Here is a 14,637-nt window from a genome sequence, read left to right on the forward strand (position 1 = left end):
TACACGCACTTGCCGCCTTGCTAAAACGCGAATTATTTCGAGGATTAAGCAATTTGGTAAAAAAACGGCGGCATCTTAGCGCGTTGCGCAAATAATGCAATGGTTAATTTTAACGCAATCGTTATCGCCTTGCGCTCTCCATTTAGCGCGCTAGAATGAGCGCCCATCTTGAATGAAGACAGAGAATCATGAGCGATCCCTTTTCTGCGCCGGACCACAAGCTTGATGCCCTTGGCCTGCGCTGCCCTGAGCCGGTAATGATGGTGCGCAAAACCGTGCGCACCATGCAGGCGGGCGAAACCTTACTGATCATTGCCGATGATCCGGCCACCACGCGTGATATTCCCGGTTTTTGCCGCTTTATGGAACATCAGTTGCTGGCACAGCAGACGGAAACGCTGCCGTACCAGTATCTGATTCAGAAGGGCACGGCTTAACGCTGTCGCAGCAATCGCAAAGCGTTGGCTGTGACCAGCGCTGTCGCACCTGAATCTGCCAGCACTGCCAGCCACAGACCGGTGAAACCGAGCAGTGTGGTGATCAGGAAAATGCCTTTCAGCCCCAGCGCTATCGCGATGTTTTGACGGATGATGGCGCGCGTGCGACGGGCCAGTGCGATAGTGCGTGGCAGAATTGCCAGACGGTTTTGTGTCAGCGCGGCGTCGGCGGCTTCCAGCGCGACATCGGTGCCGCTGCCCATGGCAATGCCAATCGTGGCCGCTTTCATCGCCGGGGCGTCGTTAATGCCATCGCCTACCATGGCCAGCGGCTGCTGCTCCTCCAGTTTGCGCACCATCTCCACTTTATCGGCAGGCAACAAGCCGGCGCGATAATCGATGTTGAGTTGCGTCGCCATCGACGCCGCCGCACGCGGGTTATCACCGGTCAACATCAGGCTATTAATGCCCAGCGCTTGCAACTGTGCCAGCGCCGTGACGGCTTCCTCGCGTAGCTGATCCTGCAACGCCAGGGTGCCGATGACGGTCTCATCCTGTAACAGCACCACCACGGTTTTACCTTGAGCTTCCCGTTGCGCGATCGCCTGCTGCTGATCTGTCGTGAGCGTGGTGGCATCGCGTGGTGCCAGCAGCTGATAGGTCACGCCATCAATCTGCGCACGGATGCCGCTGCCAGCCAGCGTTTGCTGCTGCCGGGCGCGCGGTAGCCTGAGCTGGCGCTTTTCGGCCTCACGCACGATGGCGATCGCCAATGGATGACTGGAACCTTGCTCCACTGCCGCCGCAATGCTCAGCAGTGCATTTGCTTCCATCGCACTGAAAGATTCGACCTCGGTCACCTGCGGTTTACCCAGTGTGAGGGTACCGGTTTTATCGAATGCGATGGTCTGGATGCGGCTGAGACGTTCCAGCGCGGCGCCACCTTTGATCAGGGCGCCCTGTCGCGCGGCCGCCGCTAAGCCAGAGGTGATTGCAGCGGGGGTAGAAATCACCAGCGCACAAGGGCAACCAATTAACAGCAGCGTCAGGCCTTTATAAATCCACGGCAACCACGCTGCCCCCGCTAACAGTGGCGGCAGCACCATCACTAACAGCGCCAGCAGCATAATGGCAGGCGTATAAATGCGGCTGAAGCGATCGATAAAGCGCTCAACCGGTGCACGGTGGCTTTCAGCTTCTTCGATGAGCTGTAGGATGCGATCAATCGCGCTTTGGCCAGGTTCGGAGATGACTTTCAGCGTGACCAGGCGATCCACGCTAGTGGCGCCCGCCATCACCGTTTCGCCCGGCTGACGGGCAACCGGCACGGACTCGCCCGTCAGCGCACTTTCATCAAAACTGGCGCTCTGGTTTAGCAGCTCGCCATCGGCCGGCAAACGACCGCCAGCCGCGACTTCAATCGTATCGCCAGGATGCAAGTCAGCCAGCGCCACCTGCTCGCGCTGCGTGCCTTTCAAACGCGTAGCAGTATCGGGGCGCAGTGCCATTAAAGCCGTCACACCGCGTCGTGCGCGAGAAGCTGCAAATGACTCCAGCCTTTCACCCAGCTGGAACAGCAACAGCACCATCGCGGCTTCGGCATGTGCGCCAATCACCAACGCACCGGTGGCGGCAAGGGTCATCAGGGTTTCGATACTGAAGGGTGAACCGCCTCGCAGCAGTTTCCACGCGCTGAATGCAATCGGAGCCAGGCCGATCAGCGTGGTCATCACAAACAGGCGATCGCCCCATACCGGAGAAACCTGGCTCAGCAGCCAACTGGCAAGCATCAGCAGCGCCAGTAACAGCAAACCGGCATTTTCCTGCCAGCGGCGTTGCGGTGCGGGCTGAGATTGCGGATCGTTTGAGGTCAGGGTAAAACCGACATTTTTGACGGCCTGTTCGATGGCCGGGCGAATATCCTGGTCGGCATCCACCACCAGTTTTTCACTGGCAAAAATCACGCGAGCGGTGCGCACCTGCGCCAGCTGTTGTACAGCACTTTCAATTTTTCGCGCGCAGCTGGGGCAATCCATTCCGGCAATCTGCCAGCGGAATTGATGAGATGTGGATGAGGGCCTGTCGCTTTCGGCGTCGCTTTCGCCGCCGGGACTGCCGCTGTCGTTGTCACAGCAACCGCAACCACTTTCTGGTGTGGCGGGGAGGGCGGCTGAGATTTTCAGCGTCGTAGGTGAAACACTGCGAATGGCGCACAGCGGCTGGGTTTTGCTGTGGGATTTTCCACAACGGCATGAATGAGAATGGGCGTGCATAGAGCCTCCGGTATCAATGCGGGCCACTGCCCGCATCCCGAATGCTACACTCTGGAGTCAACTCCAGAGTCAAGCAAAAGGTCATCTTTTCTTCAATACAGCCACAGCGAACGCACAATCATAAAGTGGCCGGCGAAATAGCAAGCGGCAACAATGGCGCTATCGGCACTGAAACGGCGGCGATAATGGGTGATAAACCAGATAATGTTGCCTAATAGCAGCAGTCCGGCGCCAACCAATAGTGAGAAGCTGTAATCCGTCGGGCGGAAGAAGTAATTCTCTGCCGCCATCCAGTTCATCACCAGCGTCATCCCAATTAGGGTACAGATCGGCCAGCGCAAATCCTCCAGCTTCGACCAGATAATGCCAATCACCACCACCCCAATCACCAGCAGCGTGACCGGAATCGGCCAGAAGAAACTCATGGTCATGTGGGCAGCAAAGCTGATGGTGTAGAGCAGATGTGACAGGAAGAATGCACCCAGTGCATAGAGCATTTGCTGGCGAGGCAGTAACGTCAGTGCATCACCGACCAGAGTGGCAACCAGGCCAGCCAGAATCAGATAGTCGGTGGTATTGAGCGTGGGTGCTTGCCATGCCCAGGCGACCAGCAACAGCAAGGTAACGGGTTTGAACAGCCAGCGTTGCCACTGCGGGCCGCGGTATGAAGCATCAACGTACAGCCAACCGGAAAAAAGTACGGCAAGGAAAGACCAAAGCATGTTTTCTCCCTTTTCTGAACGTGCTGTTCAGAGTCATGAATTTTCCCAAAATCGCGATCTCAGTGTAAGTTACCGGCGACGAATGTGACAATCGGTCAACTCTGGTTGTATGCTTTGTCGTCTTTTACTGTTCCGACATTAACGCAAAGTGCGAGAGAAAACATGAGCAAACCACCGCTAATCTTTTTCATCGTTCTGGCGATTATTGCCGTATTGGCGACCCGTCAGTTTATTAAGCAACGCCGTGAAACCGCGGTAAATGATGCTTCACCGATTCGCTCACTGAGCGTAGAAGTGAAAACCAAACGTGAGTTTCCTTCCCCCAATCGCCGTTCGCGCCAGCGTGAAGAGATTGTGGCTGAAGATATGAAGTACGAAGCCTGGTTTCATCCACTCAATGGGGCGAGTGATATCAAGGTGGTGGTGAGCGCCGATGACTATCATCATATCGATAAGGGCGCGAAGGGAGAGTTGAAAATGCAGGGCAGTCGCTTTGTCAGTTTCACGCCTGCGCAATAAAACGGGCCGCTGCAGCGGCCCGTATCCTTACATCTTCGGGTAATGCTTTTTCTGCCACGCCAGCAGTTCAAACACACCAAAAAAGAAAATCTTCGCTTGCGTGACGCCACTGAGTTTTGGCGCCTCTTTCGGCTGAGTCGCGCGCAGCAACACCAGCTGCAAGCCGTGCATAATCACCATAAAGAACAGTGCCACATGCACAAAGTAGCGCAGCGGTGTCGGGAAAGGGTGCACCAAATTCAGCAGCAGAAATGCCCAGACGCAAATCATCAGTAATCGTCCCAGATTAAGCCACATCGTGGGTCTCCTGTTGGCGTTGATAAAGGCGATAAGCCACCTGACCGGCAATTTTCTCGCGATATAAATCCCAGTTAGCGGGCGCCACTGGCGTGCCGTGCTCCACTTCGCTTTCGACGTAAATCAGTGCGTTCTCCGCCAGCCAGCCGTTGTTTTCCAGCAGCGTTAGCGTCTCCAGCAGTAATCCTTTACGGAATGGTGGATCAACAAACACCACATCGAACGGCTCTCCGGGTTGGCTCAACCACTGTAGCGTATTGGTCTGCACGACGTTGCCTTGCGTCGAACGCAGGGTTTGCAGATTCTGCGACAGCTGCTGGGCAACGGAACGTTCCATCTCAAGCAGCGTAGCAGACGCCGCATAGCGTGACAGTGCTTCCAGGCCGAGCGCACCGCTACCGGCGAAGCAATCGAGACAACGCGCTTCCTGAATATCCGGCGCTAACCAGTTAAACAGGGTTTCACGCACGCGATCGGTGGTCGGGCGCAGACCCGCGCTATCCGGCACCGGTAATTTGCGACCGCGCCACTGTCCGCCAATGATACGAATCTGGCCAGCAGCGCCGCTGCTGCGGGGGGATTTACTCATTTTGCTCACAACTCGTCATAATTTGTTGCGTAGTTTAACGGGCGTGGCAGGCAGAAGAAACGTAAAAAAGGGTGCTGTGGTGCGCTGGCTGGAAAGTGTTAGACTACTGAGTTGATATGGCGCGCGTAATTGCCTGATTTTTACGCCGCTCGCGAACAAAAAATTGAATTTTTTATCCCCTGGGAACAGCGTGCTACCGGGAATAAGCCATCGAGGAGTGTGGTTACACAATGGCAAAAGAGAAAAAACGTGGCTTTTTTTCCTGGCTAGGCTTTGGCAAAGAAGAAGAGAAGCAGCAGCCTGCGGAAGAGCAGCAACTGGCCGAAGCGGCGCAACAGCCGATCGCTGAAGAGAGCGCGTTAGCAAGCGCCGAAGCGCAGGCGGAAGAGACGGTTGCCGTCACTGAGCACGTAGCCGAAGAACAACGGGCACAGCCGGAAGCGGTGGTGTCCAAGCCGATCACGGCAATTGAAGAGGAAGTGCTACCGGAGGAGGAAATCCATCCGGACGTAGCACCTGTCGAAGAAGAGCCTCAGGCAGAAGAACTGATTGTTGAAGCGCCTGCTGCGCAGCACGAGCCGGAGATCGAAGAAGCGTCCGTTGCGCCAGTAGTTGCGCAGTACGAGCCGGAAATCGAAGAAGCGGTCGTTGAGCCAGTGATTGCGCAGCATGAGCCAGAGATCGAAGAAGCGGTCGTTGAGCCAGTGGTTGGGCAGCATGAGCCAGAGATCGAGGAAGCGGCTGTTGAGCCACTCGTTGCGCAGCATGAGCCGGAAATCGAAGAAGCAGCCGTTGAATCGGAAGACGACGCGTTAAGCGACGAAGAACTTGAAGCCTTGGCGTTGGCCGAAACCTATGCGGAAGACGCTGAAGCCGAAGCGCAGGATACTGTCAGCGATTTACCGCTGGCCGCAGCGCCGCTGATCACGCAGGAGCAGGATCGTCCGACCAAAGAGGGCTTCTTTGCTCGCCTCAAGCGCAGCCTGGTCAAAACCCGAGAAAACCTCGGTTCCGGTTTTGTTAGCCTGTTCCGCGGCAAAAAAATCGATGATGACCTGTTTGAAGAGCTGGAAGAGCAGTTGCTGATTGCTGATGTGGGTGTAGAGACCACGCGCCGCATCATCACCAATCTGACGCAGCAGGCTAACCGCAAGCAGTTGCGTGATGCTGAAGCACTTTACGGCCTGCTGAAAAGTGAAATGGCCGGCATTCTGGAAAAGGTTGATCAGCCACTGGATGTGGGCGGCAAAACGCCGTTTGTTATCCTGATGGTAGGCGTCAACGGCGTGGGTAAAACCACCACTATCGGTAAGCTGGCGCGTCAATATCAGGCTCAGGGAAAATCAGTGATGTTGGCGGCGGGTGATACCTTCCGTGCAGCAGCAGTGGAACAGCTTCAGGTCTGGGGTCAGCGTAACAACATTCCTGTGGTGGCTCAGCATACGGGTGCTGACTCGGCTTCCGTTATCTTCGACGCCATTCAGGCCGCGAAGTCACGCAACGTCGATGTACTCATTGCAGATACCGCTGGTCGCCTGCAGAACAAAGCCCATCTGATGGAAGAGCTGAAAAAAATCACCCGCGTGATGAAAAAGCTGGATGAGGATGCACCACATGAAGTGATGTTAACCCTCGATGCCAGCACCGGGCAAAACGCCGTTAGCCAGGCCAAACTGTTCCATGAAGCGGTGGGACTGACCGGCATCACGCTGACCAAGCTCGACGGCACCGCCAAAGGTGGTGTGATCTTCTCGGTTGCCGATCAGTTTGGTATTCCGATTCGTTATATCGGTGTCGGGGAAGGCATCGAGGATTTACGGCCGTTTAAGGCCGCAGACTTTATTGAGGCACTGTTTGCCCGAGAGGAATGATTGGGATGATTCGCTTTGAAGAGGTCAGTAAAGCATACCTGGGAGGACGTCAGGCGCTGCAGGGAGTGGATTTCCATCTTCGCCCCGGCGAAATGGCATTCCTGACCGGCCACTCCGGTGCAGGGAAAAGTACCTTGCTGAAGCTGATTTGTGGCATTGAGCGCCCGAGCGCCGGGCAAATCTGGTTTAGCGGCCACGATATTTCACGTCTGCGTCGCAGCGAAGTGCCTTTCCTGCGACGTCAGATCGGGATGATTTTCCAGGATCACCACTTGCTGATGGATCGTTCGGTCTATGACAACGTGGCGATTCCACTGATCATTTCCGGCGCCAGTGGTGAAGATATTCGTCGCCGTGTATCGGCAGCGCTGGATAAAGTCGGCTTGCTCGACAAAGCGAAGAGTTATCCGATCCAGCTTTCTGGTGGTGAACAGCAACGTGTCGGCATTGCCCGCGCGGTGGTGAACAAACCTGCGGTGCTGCTGGCGGACGAACCCACCGGTAATCTGGATGATGCCCTGTCAGAAGACATTCTGCGCCTGTTTGAAGAGTTCAATCGTGTTGGTGTGACCGTCTTAATGGCGACGCACGACACCGGGCTGATTGCCCGCCGCAATTACCGCTTGATGACGCTGAATCAGGGACGCCTGCACGGAGGCCATGATGGTCAATAAACGCAATAAGCGCCCAGCGGCGCCGAAGGCGGCGAAGGCGCCTTCAAAAAGTAAGGCGCTGAAAGGCGGCTGGCAGGAGCAGTGGCGCTATGCGCTGCGCGGTACGCTCTCGGATATGTGGCGTCAGCCGCTGGCCACGCTGCTGACCGTGATGGTGATTGCTATCTCGCTGACGCTGCCGAGCGTCTGCTATATGGTGTGGAAAAACGTCAGCCAGGCGGCGACGCAGTGGTATCCGGCACCGCAGTTGACGGTGTATCTGGATAAAGCGCTGGATGATACGGCGGCTGAGAATGTCGCTGCTGAGCTGAAAAAGTTAGATGGCGTGGATAACGTTAACTATCTGACCCGTGAAGAAGCGCTGAATGAGTTCCGCAACTGGTCTGGTTTCGGCGGTTCAATGGACATGCTGGAGCAAAACCCGCTGCCTGCCGTGGCCATCATCACGCCGAAACTGAATTTCCAGAATTCAGACACTATGGCTAACCTGCGCGACCGCGTGTCGAAAGTGCAGGGTGTGGATGAAGTGCGCATGGATGACAGCTGGTTTGCCCGTTTAGCGGCGTTAACCGGGCTGGTAGGGCAAATTGCTTCGATGATTGGTCTGCTGATGGTGGTGGCGGTGTTCCTGGTGATTGGTAACAGCGTGCGCCTGAGCATCTTTGCCCGTCGCGATACCATTAACGTGCAAAAGCTGATTGGTGCCACCGACGGCTTTATCTTGCGTCCGTTCCTGTATGGCGGCGCGCTGTTAGGTTTCAGTGGTGCAGTGCTTTCACTGCTGCTGTCCGAAGTGCTGGTACTGCGTCTGCAATCAGTCGTAGCGCAGGTGGCGACGGTGTTTGGCACCACCTTTGTTCTTGAAGGTTTTTCCTGGGACGAAGGGCTGCTACTGCTGCTCATCGCCGCCATTATTGGCTGGGTTGCCGCATGGTTAGCCACTGTACAACATTTACGCCGATTTACGCCGCAGTAACCAACAGCAACGTTTTTTGATATACTCTTCCTCTGCTGCCGACGATCTGGGAGCAGAGGAATCTTCCTATTTTCCCCGCCGTCATCTGTGTGTAAAATATTCACTGCTAATATTGAACTTGTGGATAACTTTGTCGTCCAAGTAGCACAGATTGCTTTTGGTTTTTTCGCGACGTTGACATAATGTAACGTCTGCGCAAAATACCGCGCAGCAAGTCCATTGAATTTGTGAGGGTTTGAATGACCAAAGAAATGCAAACTTTAGCGATTGCGCCTCTGGGTAACCTGGAATCTTATGTCCGGGCTGCCAACAACTGGCCGGTATTAACGGCAGAAGAGGAGAAGGCATTAGCGGAGAAACTGCATTACCAGGGCGATCTGGATGCAGCTAAGACGCTGATCCTGTCTCACCTGCGCTTTGTTGTTCATATTGCTCGTAACTACTCCGGTTACGGCCTGCCACAGGCGGACCTGATTCAGGAAGGTAACATCGGCCTGATGAAGGCGGTGCGTCGCTTCAACCCTGAAGTTGGCGTGCGTCTGGTGTCATTTGCCGTGCACTGGATCAAAGCAGAGATTCACGAATACGTGCTGCGTAACTGGCGTATTGTGAAAGTCGCGACCACGAAAGCCCAGCGCAAGCTGTTCTTTAATCTGCGTAAAAGCAAACAGCGTCTTGGTTGGTTTAATCAGGATGAAGTGGAGATGGTTGCGCGCGAGTTGGGCGTGAGCAGCAAAGATGTCCTCGAGATGGAATCTCGTATGGCCGCGCAGGATATGACTTTCGACATGTCTTCGGATGACGAAGCTGGCGAAGGTAAGCCGATGGCACCGGTACTCTATCTGCAGGATAAAACCTCAGACTTTGCCGACGGCATTGAAGAGGATAACTGGGATGCGCACGCTGCTGATAAGCTGAGCGATGCCATGCTGAGCCTTGATGAGCGCAGCCAGCACATCATCCGCGCCCGTTGGCTGGATGATGAGAATAAAACCACTTTGCAGGAGTTGGCCGACAAATATGGCGTCTCTGCAGAGCGTGTGCGTCAGCTGGAAAAGAACGCCATGAAGAAACTGCGTATGGCGATTGAAGCCTGATAACCATCGGGTGAAAAACGGGGCGACTTTATAGTCGCCCTTTTTATTTGCCCGCAGTCCGTAGCCGCGCAATGTATTGCGCATCAGTCACCAACCCTGGCGCTTCAGGACAGCGCGATAAATCGCGCCGTTACCTGTCCGCAATAATTAGCGCACCCAGCCATCGGCCTGCGCGCGAAAACCACAGGCCTGCATAAAGGCCGCGCGCACACTCTGATCGTCGTCGCCGTCATCGGCTACCCACCAATCTGCCAGCGCGCTATTCTGCGCGATAGTCTCTTCCAGCAAATATTGCCCGACTCCACGGCGGCGCGTCACTTCGCGCACGGTGAGGTGTGAAATCTTCCCCTGCGTGCCACAAATCTCCAGCTGCAACCCGCCCAACAGACGATCGTTAAACCTTGCCGCATACAAGCGCTGCGTCTCGCTTAATGCAGCCTCAAGTTGCGAAATATCGATCTGCGACCAGACTTTAGCTAAATCCAACCGATCCTGCGGCGTGAGTGCGGTGATTCGCTGAATAGTGAGCTTCATTACCCTTACCTGTACTGCCAGAAAGGCCATAGTGTAGCGAATTTAGACAGTCAGCGTGCTGTCACTTTTTTGCGATGAAAATAGGTCAAATGCCAGCCACTTTGCCAGGATTGTGGAGGAAGCCATCAATGTTAGCTGAAAAAGCCAGCATAACGCGCTGGCATTTTGGCTAAAAACCGGCCATAAAAACCAGATGATTCTGCTGTGCAACGCGACTAATACTGAATATGTCAGTTGATTTACAGAAGAAAGTTCCTGTTTAATAACCTGAAAAATAAAGCCTTATTACCAATAAATGCCAGAAAAGAGCGCTAACTCATTATTCTTGAATCAGTTTTCCTCTTTGACTGGCAGAAAATAAACCAAACACAACGACACACGACACAACAGATGGGGAAGTTCGCATGAAAATGAGTAAAGGACGCGCATTACTGGCGGGTTGCGTTGCGCTGGCGCTGAGCCACGCGGCACTGGCGAAAGATATCAAGATTGCCATCGTTGGCGCAGCAACTGGTCCGGTTGCACAATACGGTGATATGCAGTTCACCGGTGCAGCGCAAGCCATTAAGGACATCAACGCCAAAGGTGGCGTGAACGGTGACAAACTGGTTGGCGTGGAATATGACGACGCCTGTGACCCGAAACAAGCGGTTGCAGTGGCCAACAAAGTGGTTAACGACGGCATCAAGTATGTGATCGGCCACCTGTGCTCCTCTTCTACTCAGCCTGCTTCCGACATCTATAACGATGAAGGCATTCTGATGATCACCCCAGCGGCAACCGCACCAGAGCTGACCGCGCGTGGCTATGCGGATGTGCTGCGTACTACCGGTCTGGATTCCGATCAGGGTCCAACCGCTGCAACTTACATTCTCAATGAGATCAAACCAAAACGTATCGCTGTGGTGCATGACAAGCAGCAGTACGGTCAGGGACTGGCCGAATCGGTGCAGAAAACCCTGAAAGCCAAAGGCGGCAATGTGGTGCTGTTCGAAGGTATCACCGCGGGCGATAAAGATTTCTCTACGCTGATTGCGCGTCTGAAGAAAGAAAACGTCGATTTCGTTTACTACGGTGGCTACTACCCAGAGCTGGGCCAGATTCTGCGTCAGGCAAAAGCAGCCGGTCTGACTGCTGGCTTCATGGGTCCAGAAGGTGTAGGCAACGCCTCACTGTCTAACATCGCCGGTGATGCATCTGAAGGCCTGTACGTCACCTTGCCGAAACGTTATGACCAGTTGCCAGAGAACAAGGCGATTGTTGAAGCCATCAAAGCCAATACCGCGTCTAACCGTAAAGATCCAACCGGTCCGTTCGTCTGGACCACCTATGCGGCCATTCAGTCGCTGGTGGCCGGTATTGAACGTAGCAAGAGCGCTGAGCCAGATGCCATTGCTAAAAACCTGAAAGAGGGCGCAGCGGTTCCAACGGTGATGGGCAACCTGAACTGGGATCAGAAAGGCGACCTGAAGGGCTTCGAATTTGGTGTCTTCAAATGGCACAAAGACGGTTCCTCTACCGCTGTTAAGTAATTCCCAACCTTAAATAGATTGGCCCTCTCTTTTGCCGGAGAGGGCTGGGGGAGGGACAGCGCGTACCGTCTTGATGGGATCCCGCGCGCCTGTTCCCTCACCCTAACCCTCTGCCAAAAGGGAGAGGGGATTTTTAGTCCACATGCAGGTCCTCACTATGTCCGAGCAGTTTCTCTATTTCATTCAGCAGATGTTCAACGGGGTCACCCTCGGGAGCACTTACGCGCTGATCGCCATTGGTTACACCATGGTTTACGGCATCATCGGCATGATCAACTTCGCCCATGGCGAGGTGTATATGATCGGCAGTTATGTCTCCTTTATTGTGATTGCCGCCCTGATGATGATGGGTATCGATACCACGTGGCTGATGATTGCCGCCGGGTTCGTGATGGCGGTGATCATCTCCAGCGCCTACGGCTGGAGCATTGAGCGCGTGGCGTATAAACCCGTGCGCTCCTCTAAGCGCTTGATCGCGCTGATTTCGGCTATTGGGATGTCGATCTTTCTGCAGAACTACGTCAGTCTGACGCAAGGTTCGCGCGATCTGGCGTTGCCAAGCCTGATTACCGGCCAGTGGACGCTGGGCGAGAGCAACGGCTTTGCTGCCACGCTCTCCACCATGCAGCTGGTGATTTGGGTCGTGACCTTCCTCTCGATGCTGGCCCTGACGCTGTTTATTCGTTATTCACGTATGGGCCGCGCCTGCCGCGCCTGTGCGGAAGACCTGAAAATGGCCAGTCTGCTGGGGATTAATACTGACCGCGTGATTTCACTGACCTTCATTATTGGTGCGGCGATGGCGGCGGTGGCGGGCGTGCTGCTGGGCCAGTTTTATGGCTCGATCAACCCGTTCATCGGCTTTATGGCCGGGATGAAGGCGTTTACCGCTGCGGTACTGGGCGGCATCGGCAGTATTCCGGGCGCGATGATTGGTGGTCTGGTGCTCGGTATCGCTGAAGCGCTGACCTCGGCGTATCTGTCGACCGAATACAAAGATGTGGTGTCATTCGCACTGCTGATTGTAGTGCTGCTGGTGATGCCTACCGGCATTCTGGGCCGTCCGGAGGTAGAGAAAGTATGAAACGCCTCGGTCTGGTCAACGCCGTGATTTCAACGGTGATGTTACTGATTCTCGCCACCTTCTTTATGGGCGTCCGTCTTGATCTTGATGGCACCAAACTGGTGGTGGCTAACGCTAGCGCGGCGCGCTGGAACTGGATTTTCATCGGCTGTGCGGTGGTTTTTGTCTTCCAGCTGCTGCGCCCGGTGTTCCATGGAAAGTTCAAACGCAGCGGTAAAGGCTTTGTGCTGCCGGGCTTCGATGGTTCGACGCCAAAGCAAAAGCTGGTGATGGCGCTGTTGATTGCTGCTGCGGTGCTGTGGCCGTTTCTGGTGTCGCGCGGCAGTGTCGATATCGCCACATTAACGCTGATCTACGTGATGCTCGGTCTCGGCCTCAACGTGGTGGTCGGCCTGTCTGGTTTGCTGGTGCTGGGCTACGGTGGTTTCTATGCCATCGGCGCTTACACCTTCGCGCTGCTCAATCACTATTACGGTTTTGGTTTCTGGGAAAGCCTGCCGCTGGCGGGGATTGTCGCAGGTGCGTTTGGCCTGATGCTCGGCTTCCCGGTACTGCGCCTGCGCGGTGACTATCTGGCGATTGTGACGCTCGGCTTCGGTGAAATCGTGCGTATTCTGCTGCTCAACAGCACCTCTATTACCGGCGGTCCAAACGGTATCGCGCAGATTCCTAAACCAAGCCTGTTTGGCATTGAGTTTGGGCGTCGCGTCAGTGAAGGCGGCTGGACCACTTTCCATGAGCTGACGGGCCTGCAGTACGATCCGAATCATCGTGTCATCTTCCTCTATCTGGTGGCGCTGCTGCTGGTGGTGCTGACCTTGTTCGTGATTAACCGTTTGCTGCGTATGCCATTGGGTCGCGCGTGGGAAGCGCTGCGTGAAGATGAGATCGCCTGTCGTTCATTGGGGCTCAGCCCAACACGCATCAAGCTGACCGCTTTCACTATCAGTGCCGTGTTCGCCGGTTTTGCTGGCACGCTGTTTGCCGCACGTCAGGGTTTTGTTAGCCCGGAATCCTTCACCTTCGTCGAATCAGCCTTTGTGCTGGCGATTGTGGTACTGGGCGGCATGGGTTCGCAGTTTGCGGTGATCCTCGCGGCCGTGCTGCTGGTGGTGTCGCGCGAATTGATGCGTGATCTGAACGAGTACAGCATGCTGGTGTTGGGTGGTTTGATGGTGCTGATGATGATTTGGCGTCCGCAAGGATTGTTGCCGATGAAGCGTCCACACCTGAAGTTGAAAAGCAGTAAACAAGGAGAGCAGGCATGAGTCAGCCTTTGTTAGCCGTTGAAGGCTTGATGATGCGCTTTGGCGGGCTGTTGGCCGTCAACAATGTGGCGCTGGAACTGCATCCCCAGGAAATCGTGTCACTGATCGGGCCGAACGGTGCCGGTAAAACCACGGTGTTCAACTGCCTGACCGGTTTTTACAAGCCGACCGGCGGTACCATCAAACTGCGCGATCAGGAGTTGCAGGGCCAGCCAGGCCAGAAGATTGCGCGTATGGGCATCGTGCGTACTTTCCAGCACGTGCGACTGTTCCGTGAGATGACGGTGATTGAAAACCTGCTGGTCGCGCAGCATCAGCATCTGAAAAGTGGCGTGTTCTCCGGCCTGTTCAAAACCCCGGCGTTCCGTCGCGGGGAGAGTGAAGCGCTGGATCGTGCTGCCACCTGGCTGGATCGCATCGGCCTGCTGGAGCTGGCCAATCGCCAGGCGGGCAACCTCGCTTACGGCCAGCAGCGTCGTCTGGAGATTGCGCGCTGCATGGTGACGCGTCCGGAAATCCTGATGCTGGATGAGCCTGCCGCAGGACTTAACCCACGCGAAACCCACGAACTGGACGAACTGATTGCCGAACTGCGCGGTGAGCATAAGGTCTCGGTGCTGTTAATCGAACACGATATGAAGCTGGTGATGGGCATTTCTGACCGCATTTATGTGGTGAACCAGGGGACGCCGCTGGCTAACGGTACGCCGGAAGAAGTGCGTAACAATCCGGATGTGATCCGTGCTTATTTAGGTGAGGCGTAA

15 protein-coding genes are annotated in these 14,637 nt (G+C 55.2%); 10 read left to right on the forward strand and 5 right to left on the reverse strand.

Features of this window, described 5'->3' with window-relative positions:
• Positions 1-188: 188 nt before the first annotated feature.
• Positions 189-437: a sulfurtransferase TusA gene (gene tusA / locus QMZ65_RS20620; RefSeq protein WP_034827082.1), complete on the forward strand. Its 249-nt coding sequence runs from the start codon at positions 189-191 to the stop codon at positions 435-437.
• On the opposite strand, the gene QMZ65_RS20625 is transcribed toward tusA, so the two are convergent.
• Positions 434-2,710: a zinc/cadmium/mercury/lead-transporting ATPase gene (locus QMZ65_RS20625; protein WP_097118919.1), complete on the reverse strand. Its 2,277-nt coding sequence runs from the start codon at positions 2,708-2,710 to the stop codon at positions 434-436. The two genes, tusA and QMZ65_RS20625, sit on opposite strands and share 4 nt — an antisense overlap.
• A 92-nt stretch (positions 2,711-2,802) precedes the next feature.
• Positions 2,803-3,432 carry a lysoplasmalogenase gene (locus QMZ65_RS20630; RefSeq protein ID WP_034827077.1) on the reverse strand — a complete coding sequence of 210 codons (630 nt, stop codon included), beginning with the start codon at positions 3,430-3,432 and terminating at the stop codon, positions 2,803-2,805.
• Between the two features lie 162 nt (positions 3,433-3,594).
• On the opposite strand from QMZ65_RS20630, the gene QMZ65_RS20635 reads away from it, so the two are divergent.
• A complete protein-coding gene (locus QMZ65_RS20635) occupies positions 3,595-3,951 on the forward strand; it encodes a DUF2500 domain-containing protein (protein ID WP_160834062.1) in 357 nt (118 codons plus the stop codon).
• A gap of 27 nt (positions 3,952-3,978) precedes the next feature.
• On the opposite strand, the gene QMZ65_RS20640 is transcribed toward QMZ65_RS20635, so the two are convergent.
• Together QMZ65_RS20640 and rsmD are read right to left on the reverse strand one after the other, a co-directional pair.
• Complete coding sequence (locus QMZ65_RS20640) at positions 3,979-4,248, reverse strand: DUF1145 family protein (protein WP_034827067.1); 270 nt, start codon at positions 4,246-4,248, stop codon at positions 3,979-3,981.
• Complete coding sequence (gene rsmD / locus QMZ65_RS20645; RefSeq protein ID WP_283216609.1) at positions 4,238-4,837, reverse strand: 16S rRNA (guanine(966)-N(2))-methyltransferase; 600 nt, start codon at positions 4,835-4,837, stop codon at positions 4,238-4,240. Before rsmD ends, QMZ65_RS20640 begins: the two co-directional genes overlap by 11 nt.
• 230 nt (positions 4,838-5,067) lie before the next feature.
• On the opposite strand from rsmD, the gene ftsY reads away from it, so the two are divergent.
• The 4 genes from ftsY to rpoH all read left to right on the forward strand — a co-directional run bounded on the left by ftsY (position 5,068) and on the right by rpoH (position 9,455).
• A complete protein-coding gene (gene ftsY / locus QMZ65_RS20650) occupies positions 5,068-6,708 on the forward strand; it encodes a signal recognition particle-docking protein FtsY (RefSeq protein WP_283216610.1) in 1,641 nt (546 codons plus the stop codon).
• 5 nt (positions 6,709-6,713) lie between these two features.
• A complete protein-coding gene (ftsE, locus tag QMZ65_RS20655; RefSeq protein ID WP_034827061.1) occupies positions 6,714-7,382 on the forward strand; it encodes a cell division ATP-binding protein FtsE in 669 nt (222 codons plus the stop codon).
• Positions 7,372-8,358, forward strand: a complete 987-nt coding sequence (gene ftsX, locus QMZ65_RS20660; RefSeq protein ID WP_058960044.1) for a permease-like cell division protein FtsX — start codon at positions 7,372-7,374, stop codon at positions 8,356-8,358. Before ftsE ends, ftsX begins: the two co-directional genes overlap by 11 nt.
• 239 nt (positions 8,359-8,597) lie before the next feature.
• The gene (gene rpoH / locus QMZ65_RS20665; RefSeq protein WP_034827057.1) at positions 8,598-9,455 is read left to right on the forward strand and encodes an RNA polymerase sigma factor RpoH; all 858 of its coding nucleotides are present in this window, start codon (positions 8,598-8,600) and stop codon (positions 9,453-9,455) included.
• 147 nt (positions 9,456-9,602) lie between these two features.
• On the opposite strand, the gene panM is transcribed toward rpoH, so the two are convergent.
• Positions 9,603-9,989: an aspartate 1-decarboxylase autocleavage activator PanM gene (gene panM, locus QMZ65_RS20670; RefSeq protein WP_097118923.1), complete on the reverse strand. Its 387-nt coding sequence runs from the start codon at positions 9,987-9,989 to the stop codon at positions 9,603-9,605.
• A 404-nt stretch (positions 9,990-10,393) separates the two neighbouring features.
• Between panM and QMZ65_RS20675 the strand changes: the two genes are divergently transcribed.
• The 4 genes from QMZ65_RS20675 (at position 10,394) to livG (ending at position 14,637) form a co-directional block, all read left to right on the forward strand.
• Positions 10,394-11,521 carry a branched-chain amino acid ABC transporter substrate-binding protein gene (locus QMZ65_RS20675; RefSeq protein WP_045815772.1) on the forward strand — a complete coding sequence of 376 codons (1,128 nt, stop codon included), beginning with the start codon at positions 10,394-10,396 and terminating at the stop codon, positions 11,519-11,521.
• 157 nt (positions 11,522-11,678) lie between these two features.
• The gene (gene livH, locus QMZ65_RS20680) at positions 11,679-12,605 is read left to right on the forward strand and encodes a high-affinity branched-chain amino acid ABC transporter permease LivH (protein ID WP_034827036.1); all 927 of its coding nucleotides are present in this window, start codon (positions 11,679-11,681) and stop codon (positions 12,603-12,605) included.
• Complete coding sequence (locus tag QMZ65_RS20685) at positions 12,602-13,873, forward strand: high-affinity branched-chain amino acid ABC transporter permease LivM (protein WP_283216611.1); 1,272 nt, start codon at positions 12,602-12,604, stop codon at positions 13,871-13,873. The genes livH and QMZ65_RS20685 overlap by 4 nt, the downstream gene beginning before the upstream one ends.
• Complete coding sequence (livG, locus tag QMZ65_RS20690; RefSeq protein WP_034827032.1) at positions 13,870-14,637, forward strand: high-affinity branched-chain amino acid ABC transporter ATP-binding protein LivG; 768 nt, start codon at positions 13,870-13,872, stop codon at positions 14,635-14,637. Before QMZ65_RS20685 ends, livG begins: the two co-directional genes overlap by 4 nt.

Origin of the sequence: Pantoea sp. EABMAA-21 (genome assembly GCF_030053335.1) — a bacterium.
GTDB lineage: Bacteria > Pseudomonadota > Gammaproteobacteria > Enterobacterales > Enterobacteriaceae > Pantoea > Pantoea communis.

Coding starts and splice junctions, on each gene's coding strand:
- tusA (WP_034827082.1), top strand. CDS start 189: ATGAGCGATCCCTTTTCTGCGCCGGACCACAAGCTTGATGCCCTTGGC.
- QMZ65_RS20625 (WP_097118919.1), bottom strand. CDS start 2,710: ATGCACGCCCATTCTCATTCATGCCGTTGTGGAAAATCCCACAGCAAA.
- QMZ65_RS20630 (WP_034827077.1), bottom strand. CDS start 3,432: ATGCTTTGGTCTTTCCTTGCCGTACTTTTTTCCGGTTGGCTGTACGTT.
- QMZ65_RS20635 (WP_160834062.1), top strand. CDS start 3,595: ATGAGCAAACCACCGCTAATCTTTTTCATCGTTCTGGCGATTATTGCC.
- QMZ65_RS20640 (WP_034827067.1), bottom strand. CDS start 4,248: ATGTGGCTTAATCTGGGACGATTACTGATGATTTGCGTCTGGGCATTT.
- rsmD (WP_283216609.1), bottom strand. CDS start 4,837: ATGAGTAAATCCCCCCGCAGCAGCGGCGCTGCTGGCCAGATTCGTATC.
- ftsY (WP_283216610.1), top strand. CDS start 5,068: ATGGCAAAAGAGAAAAAACGTGGCTTTTTTTCCTGGCTAGGCTTTGGC.
- ftsE (WP_034827061.1), top strand. CDS start 6,714: ATGATTCGCTTTGAAGAGGTCAGTAAAGCATACCTGGGAGGACGTCAG.
- ftsX (WP_058960044.1), top strand. CDS start 7,372: ATGGTCAATAAACGCAATAAGCGCCCAGCGGCGCCGAAGGCGGCGAAG.
- rpoH (WP_034827057.1), top strand. CDS start 8,598: ATGACCAAAGAAATGCAAACTTTAGCGATTGCGCCTCTGGGTAACCTG.
- panM (WP_097118923.1), bottom strand. CDS start 9,989: ATGAAGCTCACTATTCAGCGAATCACCGCACTCACGCCGCAGGATCGG.
- QMZ65_RS20675 (WP_045815772.1), top strand. CDS start 10,394: ATGAAAATGAGTAAAGGACGCGCATTACTGGCGGGTTGCGTTGCGCTG.
- livH (WP_034827036.1), top strand. CDS start 11,679: ATGTCCGAGCAGTTTCTCTATTTCATTCAGCAGATGTTCAACGGGGTC.
- QMZ65_RS20685 (WP_283216611.1), top strand. CDS start 12,602: ATGAAACGCCTCGGTCTGGTCAACGCCGTGATTTCAACGGTGATGTTA.
- livG (WP_034827032.1), top strand. CDS start 13,870: ATGAGTCAGCCTTTGTTAGCCGTTGAAGGCTTGATGATGCGCTTTGGC.